At 55.5% G+C, this 21,706-nt stretch carries 18 protein-coding genes; 7 read left to right on the forward strand and 11 right to left on the reverse strand.

What is annotated here, in order from left to right; genetic code table 11:
* Positions 1-26: 26 nt before the first annotated feature.
* The 8 genes from ABJN86_RS02510 to pyrH all read right to left on the reverse strand — a co-directional run bounded on the left by ABJN86_RS02510 (position 27) and on the right by pyrH (position 8,898).
* Positions 27-647, reverse strand: a complete 621-nt coding sequence (locus ABJN86_RS02510) for an OmpH family outer membrane protein (RefSeq protein ID WP_348364249.1) — start codon at positions 645-647, stop codon at positions 27-29.
* Between the two features lie 2 nt (positions 648-649).
* A complete protein-coding gene (bamA, locus tag ABJN86_RS02515) occupies positions 650-2,989 on the reverse strand; it encodes an outer membrane protein assembly factor BamA (RefSeq protein WP_348364248.1) in 2,340 nt (779 codons plus the stop codon).
* Between the two features lie 330 nt (positions 2,990-3,319).
* Positions 3,320-4,654, reverse strand: a complete 1,335-nt coding sequence (gene rseP, locus ABJN86_RS02520; RefSeq protein WP_348364246.1) for an RIP metalloprotease RseP — start codon at positions 4,652-4,654, stop codon at positions 3,320-3,322.
* 30 nt (positions 4,655-4,684) lie between these two features.
* Positions 4,685-5,860 (reverse strand): 1-deoxy-D-xylulose-5-phosphate reductoisomerase, encoded by a 1,176-nt coding sequence (gene dxr / locus ABJN86_RS02525; RefSeq protein ID WP_348364245.1) that lies wholly within the window; start codon positions 5,858-5,860, stop codon positions 4,685-4,687.
* A complete protein-coding gene (locus ABJN86_RS02530) occupies positions 5,860-6,648 on the reverse strand; it encodes a phosphatidate cytidylyltransferase (RefSeq protein WP_348364243.1) in 789 nt (262 codons plus the stop codon). Before ABJN86_RS02530 ends, dxr begins: the two co-directional genes overlap by 1 nt.
* A gap of 33 nt (positions 6,649-6,681) precedes the next feature.
* Positions 6,682-7,407, reverse strand: coding sequence for a polyprenyl diphosphate synthase (uppS, locus tag ABJN86_RS02535; protein ID WP_348364241.1), 726 nt, complete (start codon positions 7,405-7,407; stop codon positions 6,682-6,684).
* Positions 7,408-7,510: 103 nt separating this feature from the next.
* Complete coding sequence (gene frr, locus ABJN86_RS02540; RefSeq protein WP_348364239.1) at positions 7,511-8,074, reverse strand: ribosome recycling factor; 564 nt, start codon at positions 8,072-8,074, stop codon at positions 7,511-7,513.
* 98 nt (positions 8,075-8,172) lie between these two features.
* Entirely contained in the window at positions 8,173-8,898 is a 726-nt protein-coding gene (gene pyrH / locus ABJN86_RS02545) for a UMP kinase (protein ID WP_348364238.1), read from the reverse strand.
* Positions 8,899-9,031: 133 nt separating this feature from the next.
* Here pyrH and miaA point away from each other — a divergent pair, with 133 nt between their 5' ends.
* The 7 genes from miaA (at position 9,032) to ABJN86_RS02580 (ending at position 18,166) form a co-directional block, all read left to right on the forward strand.
* The gene (miaA, locus tag ABJN86_RS02550; RefSeq protein ID WP_348364236.1) at positions 9,032-9,910 is read left to right on the forward strand and encodes a tRNA (adenosine(37)-N6)-dimethylallyltransferase MiaA; all 879 of its coding nucleotides are present in this window, start codon (positions 9,032-9,034) and stop codon (positions 9,908-9,910) included.
* Positions 9,911-10,024: 114 nt separating this feature from the next.
* On the forward strand, positions 10,025-10,807 hold the full coding sequence (locus ABJN86_RS02555) for an AraC family transcriptional regulator (RefSeq protein ID WP_348364234.1): 783 nt from the start codon (positions 10,025-10,027) through the stop codon (positions 10,805-10,807).
* 270 nt (positions 10,808-11,077) lie between these two features.
* Positions 11,078-12,760, forward strand: a complete 1,683-nt coding sequence (locus tag ABJN86_RS02560; protein ID WP_348364233.1) for an ABC transporter substrate-binding protein — start codon at positions 11,078-11,080, stop codon at positions 12,758-12,760.
* A 126-nt stretch (positions 12,761-12,886) separates the two neighbouring features.
* Positions 12,887-13,936: an ABC transporter permease gene (locus ABJN86_RS02565; protein WP_348364232.1), complete on the forward strand. Its 1,050-nt coding sequence runs from the start codon at positions 12,887-12,889 to the stop codon at positions 13,934-13,936.
* Positions 13,936-15,387, forward strand: coding sequence for an ABC transporter permease (locus ABJN86_RS02570; RefSeq protein ID WP_348364231.1), 1,452 nt, complete (start codon positions 13,936-13,938; stop codon positions 15,385-15,387). Before ABJN86_RS02565 ends, ABJN86_RS02570 begins: the two co-directional genes overlap by 1 nt.
* Positions 15,383-17,476, forward strand: coding sequence for an ABC transporter ATP-binding protein (locus tag ABJN86_RS02575; RefSeq protein WP_348364669.1), 2,094 nt, complete (start codon positions 15,383-15,385; stop codon positions 17,474-17,476). The genes ABJN86_RS02570 and ABJN86_RS02575 overlap by 5 nt, the downstream gene beginning before the upstream one ends.
* The gene (locus ABJN86_RS02580; RefSeq protein ID WP_348364229.1) at positions 17,477-18,166 is read left to right on the forward strand and encodes an SMI1/KNR4 family protein; all 690 of its coding nucleotides are present in this window, start codon (positions 17,477-17,479) and stop codon (positions 18,164-18,166) included.
* A 55-nt stretch (positions 18,167-18,221) separates the two neighbouring features.
* On the opposite strand, the gene ABJN86_RS02585 is transcribed toward ABJN86_RS02580, so the two are convergent.
* From ABJN86_RS02585 to ABJN86_RS02595, 3 genes are read right to left on the reverse strand one after another with little or no spacing between them, the layout of a single operon-like run.
* On the reverse strand, positions 18,222-19,691 hold the full coding sequence (locus ABJN86_RS02585) for a carboxypeptidase M32 (RefSeq protein ID WP_348364228.1): 1,470 nt from the start codon (positions 19,689-19,691) through the stop codon (positions 18,222-18,224).
* A gap of 5 nt (positions 19,692-19,696) precedes the next feature.
* Positions 19,697-20,833: a heme A synthase gene (gene ctaA, locus ABJN86_RS02590; RefSeq protein ID WP_348364227.1), complete on the reverse strand. Its 1,137-nt coding sequence runs from the start codon at positions 20,831-20,833 to the stop codon at positions 19,697-19,699.
* 54 nt (positions 20,834-20,887) lie between these two features.
* Entirely contained in the window at positions 20,888-21,661 is a 774-nt protein-coding gene (locus ABJN86_RS02595; protein WP_348364226.1) for an RNA methyltransferase, read from the reverse strand.
* Positions 21,662-21,706 lie beyond the last annotated feature (45 nt).

Genomic DNA, 21,706 nt, shown 5'->3' on the forward strand with positions numbered 1-21,706 from the left:
CACTTCTTTGGTACAAGTTTGCGGCACTAGTTGTCTTTTGCCGAGACAGGGTCCGTCTCTCCATCATTCACCACGGGATTCGGGCGTTGAACCGGCAGCAAGCCCGGATCAATTGGCAATGGCGACGATCCAATTGTTGCGTCAATTCGGGCAATAGCCGCATCGGTGATATCGATCTGCCGTACCGAAAAGATAACGGCCGTGTTGTTCAAGATCGCGACCGCACCAGTTTCCTCTACCAATTCCAGCAATACGGGAAAGGCGGCCTCAAAAAACCGCGCGCGTTCCTGATCTGCTTGTCGCTGAATGCTATCTGACTTTTGCGATTGGGCACGTCGAATGCCCGTCACACGCTCATCGAAATCTGCGGCGAGTGCTTGAAACTCTTCGGAGTCCATAGAGGGGCGCTCAACCGTCAGACGGCGCTCCTCTTCTTCGAGGGCCGCTTCGATCTTCCGGTTCTCTAGCGACAAATCTCTGGATTGCGCCGTGAGATCCGCTTGAACCCGTTTTCCAAACTTTGATGCAGCATACATTCGGTCCTGATCCAAGGTCAGAACCGGACTAGACTGGACGGTCTGAGCCAGAACAGGTGTCGACACGAGCAACGCCGCGACCAATACACCTGATGCGCGACGCAAATTCATGATTAGAACTGCGTTGAAACGGTCAAGTCGAAGCTTTGCTCTTCATCGAAATCTTCCTTAACCAGCGCTTTTGAGAAGTTAAAGCGCAGCGGTCCCAAGGATGTATCCCACAGCAGTGACACCCCAATGACGGAGCGAAGTTTGAAGCTGTCATCAACAACGACACCGTTGGTGCCAATCGTATCATCCAATCCCCACAGAGAGCCTACGTCAAAGAAGGCACCGCCGCGGATTCCGTATTCCTCTGGCAAACCCAGTGGGAAGTCCGCTTCAAACCGCGCAACAGCAAAGTAGTTGCCGCCCAGTGCGTCCTGATCCGTGCTGGCCAAATCACGCGGGCCAACACCGGCCCCCTCAAATCCGCGCAGCTGGCTAGAGCCGAGGAAGAACCGTTCTGTAATCCGGCTGTTTCCGGTCAGTCTGGTATTGGCCCCAAAATCAAATCTTGCACGTAGGGTTACTTCTTCACGGGCAACCTTGGTTTCAGCTCCGATGGAACCGGTTGTTTGGAGGTATTGAATGCCGCCACCGATACCGCCAATTTCTTGGCCAAATTGCAGAAGAACACCGCCATTTGGATTAAGGCCCGTCCGGCGGGTATCGTAGGAATATTGGTAACCGAAGGCCGATGTATAGGCAGAACCATCGTCGCGTTGGATGATCTCTGATACGGAGTTACTGACGTTTTTAATCGAATCTCTCGACAATTGATAATTCAACCGAAGGCGGCCGTTTTCAGAGACAGGGAATTCGATGCTTGGCTCAAAGCCGATGTTTTGCGTGTCAAAATCAGAGAACTGACTATCTGTCGTCGTGTAATATGTGCTCAGGCTCAACGATAGGTCACGTCCCAAGAACGCAGGTTCGGTGAAGCTAACACTCGTACTTTGGTTGTCCGATCCAGTATCGAAGGAAAACGCCAAGGTTTGGCCGCGACCTAGGAAGTTGCGCTCTCTGAAGCTGACATTCAGGGATGCGCCGGAATCGCCGTTAAAGCTAACCCCGAACCCAAGCGAGCCGGTTGTTGTCTCCTCGACATCAACGTCGACGACTACCTGTTCAGGGCCACTGCCCTGACGTGTGTTAACATCCGCTGTAGAAAAGTAACCAAGCGCACGAATACGCTCTGCGGCATCACGGATCGCACGAGGGTTGAAAGGGTCACCCTCTACGGTATCAAACTGGCGACGAATGACGCGATCGAGTGTTGTCGCGTTGCCTTCAATATCAATGCGTTCCACAAATACGCGCGGGCCACGAATGATGGCGAATTCAACATCCAGCGTCACATCCGCATCATTACGCGTGATACGTGGCTCAACACGGATAAAGTTAAGACCATTTTGTAACGCGAGGCGTTCCATTCGGGTGATTGTGTTCTCGATTTTCGAGGGTGAGTAGACCTCACCATCTTTAAGACGCGCTACCTCGTGGTACTCATCGGCGTCAATTTCCGGTAAGTCGGAATAGGTGGAAACCCGCCCGACCTTAAATTGCTGCCCTTCGCGAACATTAAAGCTGACGAAGTAGCCGTCGCGCTCACGGGTTAGCTCTGGTGTCGATGATAGAACCTGAAAGTCCACGTAGCCGCGCGACAGGTAGAAATCGCGTAAAAGCTGGCGGTCGAAGGCGATACGGTCTGCGACAAATGTGTCTGATTGAATGACGGATCTTAGTAAACCGGCTTGTTTGGATTCGATGACACGGCGCAGGCGACGATCTGAGTATGCGCGGTTGCCGATAAAGCTAATGCGCTCAACCTCAACAACGTCACCCTCGGCAACTTCAAAAATCACGTCCACGCGATTGTTGGAGCGAGCAATGATCCGCGGTGTAACAGTCGCCGCGATCCGGCCCGCTTGCGTGTATCCTTCGGCGATCAAAGCCGCGTCGGCTTCGGCGGTTGCGGGGCTGTACACACGACGAGACTGCGATTGCAGCAATGGAACCAGGTCAGCGTCCTTAAGGCGCTTATTGCCCTCAATGTTCACGCGGTTGATCGTCGGAAATTCGTTAACCGTCACAACTAGACGGTTGCCAACTGGCACAACATCTACGGTCTCAAACAGGCCTGATCGTTGCAAGCGCTGAACCGCGTCGTTCAATTGACCTGCCGATGCGCTTTGGCCTCGCTCGAGCCGCAAGAAGCTCAAAATGGTCGCATCATCGATACGTTGATTGCCTTCGATTTCAATCGAGGAAATTGGAAAACTCTGTGCATATGCTGGAGAAAGCGACACGGCGCTCCCGACAGCAGCAATAGCAAGTCCTGACAATGCCGCTCTAACGCACTGAATTTTAACGAATTGGCGTGCGTTCTGCGTCGCTGATGCGATCTTCATGTATGTAGGTCCCGCTCTGACACTCTATGTTGTGCCAATGGTCTAGACCGAGTCTCTACAGTTGTCAAAACGATGACCCAAAAAGACCCCCGAAAAACGGAGGCCATCGGTCGCGAATTGTTACAGATATTTCAGTGGCTCAAAGACCTGCAAGCAGGCCCGCAGTTGAAAGCGCACAAAGAATGGCGACGGGCCAAATCAAACGGTCCCAGTTGAGACGGAAAAGAAGGCTCAGCCCTTGATAGCTTGATTGAATAGTTTGCATGTGCCCGATACCTCTTTGAAGTTCGGGCACTAATGCTATTCAAATGTGGCGCAAGTTTGACAAACTTAGGTGCAAAAGAAGTCATTGGTTAAAGCGAACACCATTAATGACAGCAACAAAACCAAGCCCGTTGTCATCATCACGTTCAGCGCTTTATCCGATGGCGGGCGCCCTACCACAGCCTCATATGCGTGGAACACCAAATGTCCGCCGTCCAACACAGGAATGGGGAAAAGGTTCAATAAACCAACGGCCGTAGACAACACCGCGATGAACCAGATGAACTCTTTCGCCCCTTGAGACGCCATATCACCTGAAGTTTGCGCAATTCCAATCGGGCCTTGAATGTTGCACGAACTAATCGCGCCAGTAATCATATGCCACATGCCTGAAAGGCTAGAGGTCGCGATGAACCATGTTTGGGACACCCCGCCCCAAGCTGCGTCCCCTACCCCGAGCTTCACACGTGGTGGCTCAAAGAACGCCCCGCCAGAAAAGCCGATGAGCCAGCGCGACTCGAATCCGTCGCCACTTGGTAAATCACGTTGTCTTGGGGTCAGGGTTTTCTCCAAAACTTCGCCATTGCGGTACACCAGCAGTTCCAACGGATTGTCTTCATTGGCCTGAGCCGCGTCTTGAACTTCACTAAGGGCGAAGACCGGTTTGCCGTTTACGGATTGAATAACGTCACCAACCTCAAGGCCGCCGTCCATTGCGGCGGATTTAGGCTGAAGTTGATCGATCACAGGCGGGAATGGGAAAACGCTGTCGAAGGTTACGTTCTGTCCGTCACGCTCAACCTCGTAAGAAACAACTTCAGAGGCTTCTTGCTCGCGTGCAGCGGAATAGAAATCACTCAGATTGCCAATTGGGGTTTCGCCGACCCGCAAAATTCGATCGCCTTCTTGGAACATTTCAACCGGCCCCGGCAGTGGTTTCAGCTTCCCGATAACCGCGTCCTCGGTGGTCGTGCCTGAGAACAGAAAAATGCCGGAAAATACAAAAATGGACAAAATGAAGTTGAACACAGGGCCTGCGGCCACGGTTGCCGCGCGCCGCCAAAGGACCGCGCCGTGCATCGTGCGCTTGAGCTCAGAATCGCTCAGGCTGGTCATCGCCTCGCCATCCTTGCCCGATGCCGCATCAGCATCGCCTAAGAACTTGACGTAGCCGCCAAACGGCAAAGCCGCGATCTGCCAGCGCGTGCCACGTTTGTCCACGCGCGAATAGAGGACGGGACCGAAGCCAAGCGAAAACACCTCCGCGTGAATGCCGCACCAGCGTCCGACAATGTAATGGCCGTATTCATGGATGGCGACGATAACGCTCAAAGCCACAACAAAGGCGAGCATAGCGCCCAAAAAGCCACCAAATGAGGGAAGCGTTCCCAATAAATCCATAGTCCGCCCTTTCGCGTCCTTCTTCGGCGTTTAACGCGCCGCTATCTTTTTAACCAACTCGCGTGCTGTCTTGCGTGCCAAGTGGTCAGTCTCGAGCACCTTATCAAGGGTAACTATGTCGCAACCAAGGCTATTTTCGCCTTCAAGGGCACTCAAAACTTCGTCAACAAGCTGCGCCATGTCCAGAAATCCGATCTCAGAGGCGAGAAACGCATCTAACGCGGCCTCCTTCGCGGCGTTGAACGCAGCCCCAGACAGGCCGCCGTTATCCATCACTTCTTTGGCGATACGCAAAGCGGGATAGCGGGTTTCATCAGCATGTTGAAAATTCAGGCTGGCGATCTTTGCAAGATCAAGCCTCTCGACAGGCAAGTGACTGCGATCTGGCCAGTTCAGTGCGTACCCAATGGCGTGCCGCATATCATGTGGTCCGATATGTGCCATCAGTGCTCCGTCGTTAAAGCCAACGAGCGCATGGATTAGGCTTTCTGGATGGACGATGGTTTCGATTTGCTCAGGCGAAAACCCAAAGAACTCTTTTGTTTCAATGAGCTCCATAGCCTTGTTAAACATAGAGGCGCTGTCGATGGTGATGCGCTGCCCCATGTTCCAATTTGGATGTGACGAAGCTTGGGCAATCGTTGCTTGCGCCAGTTTTTCCATCGGCCAATCTCTGAACGCGCCGCCAGAGGCCGTGATAATCACACGTTCCACCGCAGACGTATCCTCGCCCACCAAGGCCTGAAAGACAGCGGAATGCTCGCTGTCTACGGGGAGAATGGTTGCCTTGTGTTTTGCCGCTTCCGCCATCAAATGTGGACCGGCTGTGACGAGGGATTCCTTATTGGCCAAGGCCAACGTGGATCCATGCCGCAGCGCCCTCAGCCCAGGGACAAGCCCGGCGGCGCCCACGATGGCGGACATGAATAGATCAGCGTGCCGATCAGCCGCCTCCGCAACTGCGTTTTGGCCTGCCGTGACTTCGATCTTGGTACCCGACAGTGCCGCTTTCAAATCCACGTAGCATTCATCGAAAGCAGTGACGGCCACATCGGCGTCAAGAGCTATCGCCTGCTCCGCCAGTCTGGAAATGTTCCGACCACCGGTCAAAGCTACCACATCGTATTGATCAGGCGCACGGGCGATGAGATCGACAGTGTTTTCCCCGATCGACCCAGTTGAGCCGAAAACCGTAACCTTGCGCATCAGTTAACAATCGGTGGAAAGCGGAGCAAGATCATGATCGGCAACAAGATAACAGCAGCCCCAAGCATCCCGTCAAAGCGGTCAAAGAACCCGCCGTGACCGGGAATGAGATTGGATGAGTCCTTAACCCCCATCTTCCGTTTCAACGCGCTTTCAGCAACGTCACCGGCTTGGGATGCCATGGACACCAAGACCGAGAACATAACGACCTCAAAGCCCACGCCACGAACGCCAATGAAGAACGCCCCGACAACCGCCGCCGCGACCCAACCGGCGGATGTCCCCGACCAGGTTTTCTTTGGTGAAACTTTGGGCCAAAACTTCGGCCCGCCGATGATCCGCCCTGCAAAGTAGCCCAGTACATCTGTGGCTATCACGACCAGTGCCAGCCACAGCATCCAAACTACGCCGTCAACACGCAGAATCAACAGCGCCATGCATGCGATCATTATCAAAAATGCGAAAGCTGCATGAAGCAACCGGTGCTTATCGAAAGTCACAACACCCGCAATCGCGGGAATGAACAAGAACAACAGCCCTGAGCCCGAAAACAGGCTCCAGCTTGCGAACAACGAGGCGACGGCAACCGCTGCAAGCGCTAATGCCACGTTTTGGACGATGCCCAACATGCGCGTCAGCTCCCAAACCAAGGCGCCACAGATGACGTAGACGAGCAAGGTGAACCACGCGCCCCCTACCCAAATGGCCCCAATGCCCACAACCGCCATAACAGCGGCGGAACTCATGCGTGCCGTCAGATCAGAAAATTTGTCGGATGATGCGCTCATGTCGCCTCTCTCATTTACAGATGGCGAGGCCAATTATGCCTTAACAGCGCCAAAGCGGCGGTCGCGGCTGCCGTAACGGGCGACCACACTTGCGAATACCTCTGGCGTAAAGTCGGGCCAATGCGTGTCGATGAATTCATATTCTGCATAGGCCGATTGCCATAGCAGAAAGTTGGAAATACGTGCTTCGCCAGATGTTCGGACCACTAGATCGGGATCAGGCAAAACATATGTGTCAAGGAAAGAGGCCAGCACTTCAGAATCGACCTGCTCGGGACGCAGGCGTTTTTCCGCGATCTCAACAGCCAAACGCTGTGTCGCGCGGGTCACCTCGTCGCGTGCCCCGTAGTTCAAGGCAACGGTCAGGTGGGTTGTGTCGTTATTCTCGGTCAGCTTCTCAAGATAATCCATCAAAGCCTGAAGCTTCTTGTCCAGCTTCTCGCGGTCGCCAATAAAGCGCACACGGGTGCCCAAGCGATGCATGTAGTTTGCTTCACGTTGAATGTAGCGACGAAACAGCGCCATCAATCCGGCGATTTCGGACTGCGTTCGCTTCCAGTTCTCAGTAGAAAACGCGAATATTGTCAGGTATTTAATCCCCAAGCTGGGGCATGTTTCAACTGCTTGGCGGACACGTTTGGCCCCCGCTTGGTGGCCGAACAGTCGAGGGCGATTGCGTTGCGCGGCCCATCTGCCATTGCCATCCATAATGATGGCGACATGCTTAGGCCCGTTCGAGTTAATATCCTCAACGCTCATCTCAGCACCTCAATCTTGCTTCACTCAATATAATATTGTTGTTTTTATCAGTATATCGCGAAAAGCCGCTGTTGTCAGGCGGCCTTTACGGGGAAACCAGCAGTTAGACCTGCATGATCTCCTCTTGCTTGTTATCCAGCGCTTGATCAACCAGCTTGATTTGCGCGTCGATCATCTCCTGAACCTCAGTCTCCCAAAGTTTTTGATCGTCCTCGCCCATGCCGTCCGCTTTGGCTTTCTTGATCTGATCCATTGCATCACGGCGAATGTTGCGCACGGCCACGCGGGCGTGCTCGGCATATTGGCCAGCAACCTTGGTCAGCTCACGGCGACGCTCCTCGTTTAGCTCCGGAATAGGCAGCATGATGATCGTGCCGTTTAGTTGAGGATTGATCCCCAAGCCACTCTCACGAATGGCTTTTTCCACCTTGTTGACCAAGCCTTTGTCCCAGACATTGATCGTCACCATACGTGGCTCCGGCACGTTCACGGTCCCAACTTGGTTAATCGGGGTCATGGAGCCATAGGCGTCGACCATCACAGGTTCCAGCATGGAGCCAGAGGCGCGGCCCGTGCGAAGCGAGCCGAACTCGGTGCGCAGCGAACTCATGGCACCGTCCATGCGGCGTTGAATATCGTCTGTGTCTAGGATGAAGTCGTCGGACATGGTTCGGTCCCATCTTGATATGGTTTGCTCGTTGCCCGAGTGTCTAAAGCAAGCGGACGTCTGTGGCTAGAGGTTCAAAACAACCACTTAGCCGCCAATTAGTCCTTCACGATGGTATAGGTCCCCTCGCCCGCGAGGATCCCCTTAAAGCCACCCGGCTCGTCCAGCGAGAACACAATGATCGGCAAATCGTTGTCGCGGGCCAGCGCGATGGCCGACGCATCCATGACCCCCAAGCGCTTTTGCAGCACATCATCGAAGCTAACTTCGTCGTAGCGCACCGCATCATCGTGCTTGGCTGGATCTTTGTCGTAGACGCCGTCGACCTTGGTGCCTTTGAAAATGGCTTCGCAGGACATTTCATTGGCCCGCAGCGTGGCGGCGGTGTCGGTGGTGAAATACGGGTTGCCCGTGCCTGCGGCAAAGATACAAACACGCTTCTTTTCCAAGTGGCGAACCGCACGGCGACGGATATATGGCTCGGCCACCTCATTCATCGTAATCGCCGAGATCACACGTGTGTGGATGCCTAGACTTTCCAGCGCCCCCTGCATCGCCAGAGCATTCATCACTGTCGCAAGCATCCCCATGTAGTCGGCCGTGGTCCGCTCCATCCCTTGGGCGGAGCCTTGAAGCCCGCGAAAGATGTTGCCGCCGCCGATGACCATGCAAATTTCAACGCCCATGTCGTGCACGGTTTGCACTTCACGCGCGATGCGCTCCACGGTTGGTGGGTGCAGGCCGAATCCCTGATCCCCCATCAGCGCTTCGCCGGAAATCTTCAACATTACGCGCTTGTATGTGGTTTTGGAGGCATCAGACATGGGGGCGGCCTTTCTCGGAGCTGCTAGAGCTGTTGCAAAGTGACCATAAAATGTCGGAAAACCCCGCGAGATTCAACGGCCAAGCGACAGCCAAACGAAGACAATCAAAGATTTATTGGATACCACCCGTCTTATGCAGCAATTGCTTGAACAAATAGGCCTCGAAAAACCCGTGCTTATCGCGGGGCCAACGGCGTCGGGAAAGTCCTCTTTGGCGCTTCGCATTGCGGCTCAGTTGGGCGGCACGATTATAAACGCAGACGCCCTTCAGGTGTTTGATTGCTGGCAGCAGCTGTCTGCGCGCCCTGACGCAAGTGAATTGGCACAAGCCGATCATGCGCTCTACGGCCACGTATCTTACCGCGACACCTACTCAACGGGTCACTGGCTACGTGACGTGGTCTCGCAACTCGACAAGCCGAGCAGACCGATCATTGTCGGTGGCACAGGGTTAAACTTTACCGCCCTCACCCAAGGACTGGCAGACATCCCCGCAATACCCGCAGGTGTACGGGAAGAAGCCGAGGCCCTGACACGCGAAGATATGCTAGAAGCTTTGGACGTCGTCACAACCGCACGCATCGATGTTTTGAACCGCGCCCGCGTGCAGCGCGCATGGGAGGTGTTACGCGCCACTGGCCGCTCGATCACCGATTGGCAGGCAGAAACGCCGCCCCCCACTTTGAAGCGCGAAAATTGCACCGCTATTGTTATGAACGCGCCAGTCCCTTGGTTGGACGACCGCATTATACGCCGATTTGACCAAATGCTTGATAATGGCGCTTTGGATGAAGTTCGAGCCTTGCAATCGGATTGGGACATTCAGCGCCCTTCCGCCAAGGCAATCGGCGGTCCTGAGCTTATGGCCTACCTAAATGGCGGGTTTTCGCTGGAAGAAGCCCGCGAAAGGTCAATCACCTCTTCGCGCCAATATGCTAAGCGTCAAAGAACTTGGTTCCGCGCCCGAATGAAGGACTGGTCGCAGATATCCGCTGATGAGTTGTCGAACTGACACAGAGTGGTCTAAATTGTTTGTTTGACAGCCAGAAGATGCGCCAACTACAATTTTGCTTGTATAGCCTAAACAAGCACGCCTGCTTTGCGCTCCATATTGATCAGGATTTTCATGACCCGCCACACGCTTCCTCAAGTCGAAACCCTCGCGACCCATCAACGGTCCGAGGTATGGCGAACGGATGCAGCGCAGTCACTTGACTACCCTATCCTATTTTGGATCACCCGCGGGCAAGGCCGCATTATGGTCGATTGCCGCATGCGTGGCATTGGGCCAAATACGGCCATCTACATCCCCGCAAACACGCTGTTCAGCTACGAGATGTTTGCCAGCCCCCAGGGTATGGTTGTCTCGCTTCCGAGTGACGAAACCGTGGGATTTCCGCGCAGACCGGCCTTGTTGAAGCCCACCACAGTACATGCGCAAAGCGAGATCACTGGCCTTATCGATGCGTTGTCTCGCGAGCTGGCGGAGCTAAGAACCGGACGGCGCCGCGCTGTTATGGCCTATGCCATGATGATTGGCGTATGGCTGGATCGCGCTTTGAGCGAGCAGCCTCAAGGTGAGTTGGGTAAGTCAGATCGTGTGCTGCGCAAGTTTAGCCGTGTGGTCAGTATCGGCCACCGTGATGGCAAATCTTTAGGTGAATTTGCCGCCGACTTGCAGGTCACCCCTACGCATCTTACCCGCCTGACACAGAACGCAGTGGGTAAGCCCGCATCAGCCCTGCTGCAAGAGCGGATCATACAAGCGGCCTGTGAAGCATTGCTGCACACGGATCGACCGGTCCAAGACATCGCAGACAAGCTTGGATTTTCCAGTCCAGCGTATTTTACAAGGGCTTTTCAAACACATACCGGGAAAAGCCCGTCTGCGTTCCGAAAAGCCAAGTAAACGCGCTCTAACGCGTCTTTCTCACGAAAACTTTTTCAGCCAAACGGACCAATTTACGGGCAAATGTCGCTTTTCGACATTGCGCTTGTCGCTTTTGTGCTGCACCCTGACGTTTCCAGCCGTTGACGCGCGACCAAATCTGTTGCGCTATGATGTGCAGTGAATTGCCGCAGAACGGGTGCATACCCGTTTCTGTAATCCACAAAGACGGCCAGACCGGGAAACGTCGGGACAATGGCTGATTAAATAACGTCTTCAGGGAGACAAATAATGACCAAACAAACCTTTAACGGCGGACCAGTGCATCCCGCAGTGGACATGTACGTCGATGAGCACAAAGCCGGCAAATTGGATCGCCGCGAGTTCATGACCCGCGCAACCATGATGGGCGTTACCGCGACCGCCGCTTACGGCATGATCGGCGCGACCCCAGCAAAAGCTGACGGTCACGCCGCCACGCCAGAGCAAGGCGGCACTATGCGCATGCAGATGGAAGTCCGCGCGATGAAAGATCCGCGCACGTTTGACTGGACGCAAATGGCCTATGTTTCCGCAGGCTGGTTGGAGTATCTGGTTGAGTATAACTCTGATGGCTCCTTTGAACCGATGCTCCTTGAGGCTTGGTCCATCAACGACGATGCAACCGAATATACATTGAATGTCCGCAAGGGTGTGAAATGGAACAATGGCGACGACTTCACTGCAGAAGATGTGGCGCGCATGGTTGCAAACTGGTGCGATAAAGAAGTTGAAGGCAACTCGATGGCCGGCCGTTTTGCGGTTCTTGTCGACGCCAACACAAACAAAGCCCTTGAGGGCAGCATTAGTGTAGTGGACGGCCACACAGTTAAGCTGAGCCTTCCTGCGCCGGATATCACACTGATTGCTGGCATGTCCGACTACCCAGCTGCGGTTTACCACAGCTCGGCTACTGGCACTCCGGAAGATCTTATCGCGAACCCAATCGGCACCGGCCCTTACAAGCCAGAATCGTTGGAAGTTGGCGTGAAGGCTGTCCTCGTACGCAACGACGGCTTCGATTGGTGGGGCTACGCTGCGGGCAAAGGCGCATACCTCGACCGTATCGAATACATCGATTATGGCACAGACCCTGCGGCTTGGGTTGCAGCGGCAGAAGCCGAAGAGGTCGACATCTTGTATGAGACCGTTGGCGAATTTGTTGACGTCATGAGCGGCTTGGGCTGGGAGCAATCCGAGGTGCCATCTGCGGCTACCATCGTTATTCGTCCAAACCAAGTTGCCGAAGATGCGGACGGCAAGAAGCCATACGCGGATGTTCGCGTTCGCCAAGCCATCGCCAAAGCCGTCGACCGCAACGTGTGCCTCGAGTTGGGCTATGCGGGCCAAGGTCAGATTGCTGACAACACGCACGTGGGTCCAATGCACCCAGAGTATGCGGACGTTCCTGGCTTCGAGCACGATCCAGCGGGCGCTAAAGCGCTTCTCGATGAAGCAGGCATGGCCGATTACGAGTTCGAACTGATCTCGATCGACGATGACTGGCGCAAGAACACAACTGACGCCGTTGGCGCCCAGCTGCGTGATGCGGGCTTCAACATCAAGCGGACGATTATTCCCGGCACGACGTTCTGGAATGACTGGACCAAATATGGCTTCTCCTCCACGAACTGGAACCACCGCCCACTTGGCGTCCAGATTTTGGGCCTTGCTTACCGCTCCGGCGAAGCGTGGAACGAAGCGGCCTTCTCCAACGCTGAGTTTGATGCGGCACTTGCCGAAGCCAACTCCATTGCCGATGCAGACAAGCGTCGCGAAGTGATGGTTAAGTTGCAAACTATCATGCGGGACGAAGGGGTTACGATCCAGCCATACTGGCGTTCGCTCTACCGTCACATGAAGCCGGGCATTGTCGGCGCCGATATGCATATCGCCTATCTGCCGCAGATCTATAAATACGGCTTCTCTGCATAAATCCATCACGTCAGGGCCGCGCCGCAAGGTGCGGCCCTTTCACTAATACCGCGTGGCCAAGACTGCCTTGGCTTCAGACGCCCAAAAGGGTGCATCCAACGCGGCCAGCAAACAGGGACCCCACGAATGGGAATGTTCATCCTACGACGTGTAGGCGTGATGCTGCTGACGGCTTTCTGCCTGACGTTCATCGTGTTCTTCATGACGAACCTTTACCCCAACCTTGAAAAGCTAGCTAAAACCCAAGGCAACTTCCGCATGTCTGATGAGGCCGTGGTCAGCTATCTTACGCGCGAGGGCTATATGGCCCCGCTGCCCGTCAAATATGGGCGCTGGCTTGGTGTGCTGCCAAACCACGTCTCTACTGACGAGGATGGTAAGACCACCGGCAAATGCATTCGCGAAGGGGTCAACACGCCAGAGACAGCGCCAAGCTACTGCGGTGTTATCCAAGGGGAATGGGGATATTCCTCGGTGTTTAAAGATGACGCTGGATCGATCATTTCCAAACGCCTGGGGCTGACGGGGTGGCTTGCACTTCTTGCTTTCGCGGTCATGATCCCGCTGGCGCTTATCATTGGTGTGCTTGCTGGCATGCGCGAAGGCAGCCGGATGGACCGCAGCCTTTCAACGTTCTCGATCGCGTCCTCTGCCACGCCCGAATATGTATCTGGTGTGATATTTATCGCGGTCTTTGCCTCCTCGGCCTTCGGGTTGAAGTGGTTCAAGGGCTCCGCCACCTCCGCGATGGACGACTTCACATGGGCTAACATCACCCTGCCCGTGGCTACCATCGCCCTTTACGGGGTTGGATATGTGGCGCGGATGACCCGCGCCTCCATGGCCGAGGTCATGACCGCGCAATACATTCGCACCGCGCGCCTCAAGGGCGTCAGCTTTGGCAACATCGTCGTCAAACACGCGCTGCGCAATGCGCTGATTGCGCCTTTCACGGTCATCATGTTGCAGTTCCCTTACCTGCTAACCGGCGTCGTCATCACCGAGACCCTGTTCAACTACAAAGGCTTCGGTTGGATGCTGGTGCAAGCGGCGTCGAACAACGACATCGACTTGTTGCTCGGTGGCTCGGTTGTGGCCGTGGTCGTCGTTTTGCTAACGCAGCTGATCTCAGACATCGGCTACGTGTTCCTCAACCCACGCATTAGGATTTCATAATGGAGCCGCTCACTTGGACAGGTGCGCTAGGCACCATTTTGAACCCGGTCTTTACATTTGCGGTGTTGGGATTGATCCTTTCTGTTGCAGGCTATGTTCTGCTCAACACCTTTGAGAATGCGCAGACTGCCTTTGGTGTCACCGCAAATCGAGCGTCTGGGCCGAATTCAGAATATGTGTTGAAATTCATATTCCCTATAGCTGCCTTCACTATACTGCTTTGCGCCGTGTATCTGTTGACGGGTATCCTTGCGCCATATGGCACTGCAGGCATCATCGGAGAGTTAGGCGTTCGGTTACTTCCGGTTTGGATCGCTCTTGTCGTGACCTTCTATCTGTCGATCACCTACAAGCGTAAACTGGGCCTTTACGGCAAACTGTTCGACAGCCCGATTGGCATGATCGGCTTCGCCATCGTGATGTTCTGGGTCTTTACAGCTGTCTTTGTAGCCATGGATTTGATCATCACCCATGATCCGCTTGGTCAGGTCTCCGGCATGAAGAACAAAGTTCCCGGCACACCGCTGCGCGGCGCTGAGGATGGAGACTATGCCCACTACCTACTTGGTGGCGATAACCTTGCTCGCGATGTGTTCTCACGTGTTGTGAAGGGTAGCCAAGTGGTACTTGTCATTGCGCCAGCGGCGACCCTGTTTGCCTTTATGGTTGGTATCACCTTGGGCCTGCCTGCAGGCTATTTCGGTGGCAAGCTGGATACAATTATCAGCTTCGTTGCGAACTTGGTCTTGGCCTTCCCTGTGATCTTGTTGTTCTTCTTGCTGGTGACCCCAGAAATTCGCGCCGCAGGTATCCCGATCCCTGGCACGGAATATATCTGGAAGGTGCCCACGATCATGGCGTCCATTTTGTTCCTGTTCCCGCTGGTGTTCTTGGTTGTGCTGTTCGACTCGCGCTACTTCACCCAGCCAGCCAAGCGAAACCTCTACGTTGGGCTGACCGTCCTAATTGGGGGCTATATCTATCTGGGCATGGCTTGGAATGCTGACCCTCTTGGCATCATCTCCATCGATGACGGCGTGTTAATCGTCTTCGTCGCCGTGGTTTTCGTGAACTCGCCCACTGTGTTCCGGATCGTGCGCGGCCTCGTGCTCGACATCAAAACACGTGACTATGTGGCGGCTGGGCAAACCCGTGGCGAGGGCCCTTGGTACATCATGCTGTGGGAGATCCTACCCAACGCGCGTGGGCCACTGATCGTCGATTTTTGCCTGCGCATTGGCTACACCACGATCCTACTGGGCACCTTGGGCTTCTTTGGCCTTGGTCTGTCTTCGGAAAGCCCTGATTGGGGCACCACAATCAACTCTGGCCGCCGATTGCTGAGTGTGTTTCCACACCCTGCCATCGTTCCAGCCCTTGCATTGATGAGCCTCGTGCTCGGTCTCAACCTTCTCGCGGATGGTCTGCGTGAAGAAAGCCTGAAGGATTAAGCCCATGTCTGATGATACATACACTGGCCCGATCCTCGAGATCGACCAGCTCTCCATCTCGTTCTTCACGCGGTTACGCGAAATCCCTGCTGTGATGGATTTCTCATGCACGGTGCAACCCGGCGAGGCCATGGGCCTCGTGGGCGAATCCGGTTGTGGCAAATCCACGGTGGCGCTTGGGGTCATGCAGGACCTCGGCGTCAATGGCCGTGTGGTTGGCGGCTCGATCAAGTTCAAAGGGCGCGATCTGGGGACGATGAGCGCGGAGGAGCTTCGCGATATTCGCGGCTCCGAGATCGCGATGATCTACCAAGAACCCATGGCGTCCCTGAACCCCGCTATGCGCATCGGCAAGCAGCTGATGGAAGTGCCGATGATCCACTTTGGTACCTCCGAGAAGGAAGCCTATGAACGCGCCTTGGAAGTGGTCACGGACGTAAAACTCCCCGACCCTTCACGCATCCTCAACAGCTTCCCGCATCAGCTATCAGGCGGCCAGCAGCAACGCATCGTGATCGCGATGGCGTTGATGTCAAAGCCGTCATTGTTGATCTTGGACGAGCCAACAACTGCCCTTGATGTGACCGTCGAGGCCGCCGTGGTTGAACTAGTTAAGGACTTGGGTAAGAAATACGGCACATCGATGCTGTTCATCTCTCACAACCTGGGATTGGTGCTGGAAACCTGCGACCGCATCTGCGTGATGTATTCCGGCGAGGCGGTCGAGACAGGCTCCATCGAGGATGTCTTTGACGACATGCAGCACCCATATACACAAGCGCTGTTCCGCTCGATCCCCTTACCAGGAGCAGACAAAAACTCACGGCCCTTGGTGGCCATTCCAGGCAACTTCCCCCTGCCCCATGAGCGCCCGCAGGGCTGTAATTTCGGGCCGCGCTGTGATTACTTCCAAGACGGGCTATGCAATCAAGGTGACATCCGAATGCAGCCCATTAAAGGCGATGATCGCCATGGATCGCGCTGTCTTCGCATTGACCAGATCGACTGGAGCGCGCCTATCGAGATTGGCGCACAGACGGAGAAACCGGAACCCGGTGACGTTGTCCTAAAAATGGACAACCTGAAGAAATACTACGAAGTCGCCGCCTCCGCCCTCTTTGGTGGGGCCAACAAAAAGGTGGTCAAGGCCAATGAAACCCTCAGCTTTGAGGCCCGCGAATCCGAGACCCTCGCTATCGTTGGCGAATCCGGTTGTGGCAAGTCCACCTTTGCCAAGGTTCTGATGGGCCTAGAGACGGCAACTGAAGGGCAGATCCTGCTCCACAACCAAGAAATACAAGCGACCCCGATTGAAGAGCGCGACACAAAGACTGTGTCAAACGTCCAAATGGTGTTCCAGAATCCGTTCGACACACTCAATCCATCCATGACTGTGGGACGGCAAATCATTCGGGCCTTGGAAATCTTCGGCATCGGCGATGATGAGGCCGCGCGCGAGCAACGCATGTTGGAGCTTTTGGACCTCGTGAAACTGCCCCGCGAGTTTGCCACACGAATGCCGCGACAATTGTCGGGTGGTCAAAAGCAACGGGTCGGCATCGCTCGCGCCTTTGCAGGTGACGCCAAGATCGTGGTGGCAGATGAGCCCGTGTCGGCACTTGATGTGTCAGTGCAAGCGGCCGTGACGGATCTGCTGATGGAGATCCAACGCGAGAACAAAACCACGCTTCTATTCATCTCGCACGACCTTAGCATCGTGCGCTATCTATCTGATCGTGTTATGGTGATGTACCTTGGCCACGTCGTGGAGCTCGGCACAACGGATCAAGTCTTCCAGCCGCCATATCACCCTTACACGGAAGCTCTCCTCTCCGCAGTTCCAATCGCGGACACCTCCATAGAGAAGCAACACATCGTGCTCGAAGGTGACATCCCGTCCGCGATGAACCCACCTCCGGGCTGCCCTTTCCAAACACGGTGCCGCTGGAAGGATCAGGTCTCGGACAACCTATGCGAAAAAGACATCCCGCCCGTGCGCGACATGGCCCAAGGCCATCAGGTCAAATGCCACCTCGCAGACGATATCTTAGCCCGCATGGAACCGGTGATCAAAATCGCGGCGGAATAAATGAAGCCAATTTACGTCGTACTTGCGGTGGTCATCCTTTTGACCACCGCAGCTATTTGGGGTTTAAGGCCGTCAAATCAGACCTCCGCGTGGTCGCAATACACTGAAGCCGTATATAAGGCCTTCCCATCTCAAAAGGGCACATTGGCCAAAGGCGCTACAGATACTCAAATAGATAAGCTGCTGGCGGCAATCCTCCACCAACTCCCACCTGAGCTCATCGCCGCTTTAAAGTTAAACAATGGAGGTGCGGGGCGTCACGGCAGCAACAGCATCTTCTTTGGCACACAAATGCTTAGCGTTGATGGAATTATTCGCGACTATGAGAATTGGGTCCTCATCTCGCGCGAAGACCCACAAGACTATGCCGATGACTATACATCTGTGCCACATGACACGATTAAACCGATGTATACCAATAGCGCTTGGGTCCCTTTTGCCGCCGATGGCGCGGGCAACAACATTGGCATCGACTTTGATCCCGGACCGAATGGCAGGTCTGGCCAAATCATCTCCTTTGGGGCGGATGAGATCGAGAAATTGAAAATCGCTGATAGTTACCCAGAGTTCTTGACCCTAATGCAAAGCCTGCTCACACATCCCAAGACTCGCGCCTCGGAATCTCGCGGGTTTTCGCTTTCTGACATCTACATCGTGGACGCCTTAAAGGAAGTCCGCCCCCACAAGTAAACTAGGCGCGGCCTTCAACATCATTGCTTCAAAAATACCTCCCCCGGAGGGTCCGTCAAAGGCCGTAAAGGGACCCGAATTTTTGGTCTAAATACGCCAACAACGGTTTTTCCGACGGCTCAAATCCGCAGGCATGCGTGATCGTATCTCGAGGTGTGCGAAGCCCGCCAAACTGCTGCAAGTTCTCACGCAACCATGTCGTCGCCGCAGAGGTATCGCCACGCGCCAAATCGCTGTCCAATGCAGGCACCGCCTCGCGCAACGACTGGTACAAGCAGCCCGCATAGACGTTCCCCAACGAGTAGGTCGGGAAGTAGCCAAATAGCCCAAAGGACCAATGCACATCTTGCAAAACGCCATTGGACGGCTTGTCGACGGTCACGCCGAAATCCGCTTCAAACCGCGCATTCCAAGCGTCCACTAGGTCCGCCACCTCCAGCTCGCCAGAAATCAACTGCCGCTCCAGATCAAAGCGCAACATCACATGCAGGTTGTAATGCACCTCATCCGCCTCGGTCCGAATGAAGCCAGAGCTCACGCGGTTCACGACACCGTAGAACGCATCTTCATCCGCCACGCCAAAATCACCGAACTGGTCACGCATCTGGCCATATAGCCAGCCGGTAAAGGCCCGTGAGCGGCCCAATTGGTTCTCATAGATCCGCGACTGGCTTTCATGAACACCCATGGACACCCCCGCCCCAAGCGGCGTCAGCGCGTAATCCGCACGTACGCCTTGCTCGTAGCACGCATGCCCGACCTCGTGGATCGTGGAATAGAAGCAATTGAACGGATCGCGCGGGCTGGTGCGCGTGGTAATCCGCACATCCGTCCCCGACCCGCTCGAGAACGGGTGGACCGCCTTATCAATCCGGCCATATTTCAAATCATAGCCAAAGACCTGCGCCAGCTTAGCCGTCAACGCCATTTGGCCGGCTTCGTCAAACTCGCGGTCTAGGGCAGCGGGCGCGTCTGCCGCCAAAACCTGTGCACGCAGATCAACAAGACGCGGGCGCATGCGGTCGAACAAGCCTTGCAGCTCGGCCCCTTCCATCCCTGGTTCGTAGTCATTCAACAGTGCATCATATAAGTCGCCGCCCGCAGCAAGGCAGGCCGCCTCCTCGCGCTTGAGGTCAATCATCCGCGTAAGTGTCGGCGCAAAGCTGGCGAAATCATCCTCAGCGCGCGCCTTGGCCCAAATCCCCTGCCCCGCAGAGGTGTGACGCGCCAAATCCGTCGCCAGTTTCTCTGGAACCTTGGTGTTTCGCTCGTAGGACCGCTTCAGCTCGCGCAGGATCGCGGCCCCCTTCTCGTCTGGGGCCTCGGCCTTGGCCAGCCAATCGCCAATCCGCCCATCGGTGCGGCGTGCGTGCAAAACGGCCTCAAGTGCAGCCATCTCTTCGGATCGCAATTCAGCCGCACCCTCCGGCATAACCGTTTCTTGGTCCCACCCCGTGCGCCCCGCCACCGAGGCCAAAGCTTGCGTGGTGCGTTCATAGGCCATCAGGTCTTCATATGCAGACATAGGGTTTAGGTCCTTACAGATTGTGCAGGTGGGTAAATACTTGTGAAACGCGCGTGCAGGATCAAGCAGATCAGCACCACCGCGCCCAGTTGGTGAACGATGGCCAAGTGCCATGGGGCGGCATAGATCACGGTTGTGATGCCCAAGGTCATCTGTGCCACCATCATCACCGCGACCAAGTCAAACGCACGTTTCACCGCACGACTGGCCGAACCGCGAGCGCGGGACCAAACGAACATGCCGAACAGGAACAGCACATATCCCAGCGTGCGGTGGTTAAATTGCACCAAGGCCTCGCTTTCAAAGAAATTCCGCCAAAGGGGGCTGTACTCAAACGCCAACTCGGGGAAGACGTCCCCCCCCATCAATGGCCAATCCGTGTAGGTGCGGCCCGCGTCGATCCCCGCGACCAATGCGCCGACCACGATTTGCAAATATGCCAATGCGATCAACCAAATGCTCAGCTTACCCAAGCGCACGGACCCCGAGCGGCGCGCCTGCAACAAGTCGGCGTCCGTGCGGCCCAATGAGAACACATACCACGCGATCAGGCCCAGAATAACGAACGCCAGTCCCAAGTGGGTCGCTAACCTGTAGGACGCCACGTCCACCATCTCGCCCGTCAGGCCAGAAGCCACCATCCACCAGCCAATTGCACCTTGAAGCCCCCCAAGTGCGCCGATGATAACCAAGCGACCTGTCCAGCCCGTGGGAATTTGTTTGCGGATCAAGAACCAGAAAAAGCCCACGGCCCAGACCAAGCCAATCACGCGGCCAAGTTGGCGGTGGCCCCATTCCCACCAATAGATGGATTTGAACTCCGAGAGGCTCATGCCTTTGTTTTGCAGTTGGTATTCTGGAATCGTGCGGTACTTATCCAGCTCCGCATCCCAAGCGGCCTCCGACATGGGCGGCAAGGCTCCTGTCACCGGCTTCCATTCCGTGATCGACAGGCCGCTGTCGGTCAGGCGGGTCAAGCCACCCACGACAATCATCACCACAACCAAGGCAAATAGCACCATCAACCAAGTCCGCACCCCGCGCCTGTTGCCGCGGCTGGCGGCGCGATCAATTACGCCCGTTTGGATGGTGGGTTTCTCGGCCGTTTCGACCTCTTCGAAGATGCTGCGTTTGCCTGACATAACCTGCCTCACTTGTTCGCGCTCAACCTAAGGCGCGCGAGGCGGCGCGACAAGTCAATCGCCGCGTTCTTTCCACCGCACAAACTGTCGCAGCATGCCGTGAAATGTCTGTATGTCTGCCTTGGTCATTGGCAGACGCGACAGCATGTTGCGCAGGTTCAGGCGCATCGAGTCCGCCTTGTGATCTGGGTAGAAGAATTTCGCCACATCCAAGCGTTGCACGAAATGCTCGTACAGCTTCTCGACCTCGACTTGGCTGGCGAATTCGGTGCCTGCCATTTCCACCACTTCCGGCGCGTCCTCGCCCGATTGGCGGCGCCACTCGTAAGCGACCAGCAGCACACATTGTGCAAGGTTCAGCGAGGCAAACCCTGGGTTCACCGGAACTGAGATCAGCGCGTTGGCTTGCGCGATGTCGACGTTTTCTAACCCTGCGCGTTCTGGGCCGAACATGATGCCGACCTGTTTTCCTTGGGCGATCATGGCGCGGGTGTGCTCCATCGCGCGCTCGGGCGTCATCACCGGCTTGGTCAAATCGCGTGAGCGTGCGGTGGTGGCGAAGACATAGTCCATATCCCCCAACGCATCCGCCGTGCTGTCGAACACCCGAACATGGTCCAACACCCGCGACGCGCCAGACGCGGTCGCCACTGCCGCCGGATTGGGCCAGCCATCGCGCGGCGTGACAAGGCGCATGCGCTGCAGCTCAAAGTTCCACATGGCGCGGGCGGCGGAGCCGATGTTTTCGCCCATTTGCGGGGCAATTAACACAACTGTGGGTTGTGCTCCGCCCCATGGGGCTTGGGAATCGTGGTCGGTGCCGGACATGTCGCCTCTGTCAAATAAGGTAATGCAGGGTTTATGCCCGCATGC

Origin of the sequence: Litoreibacter sp., from assembly GCF_039974535.1 — a bacterium.
Taxonomy (GTDB): Bacteria; Pseudomonadota; Alphaproteobacteria; order Rhodobacterales; family Rhodobacteraceae; genus Litoreibacter.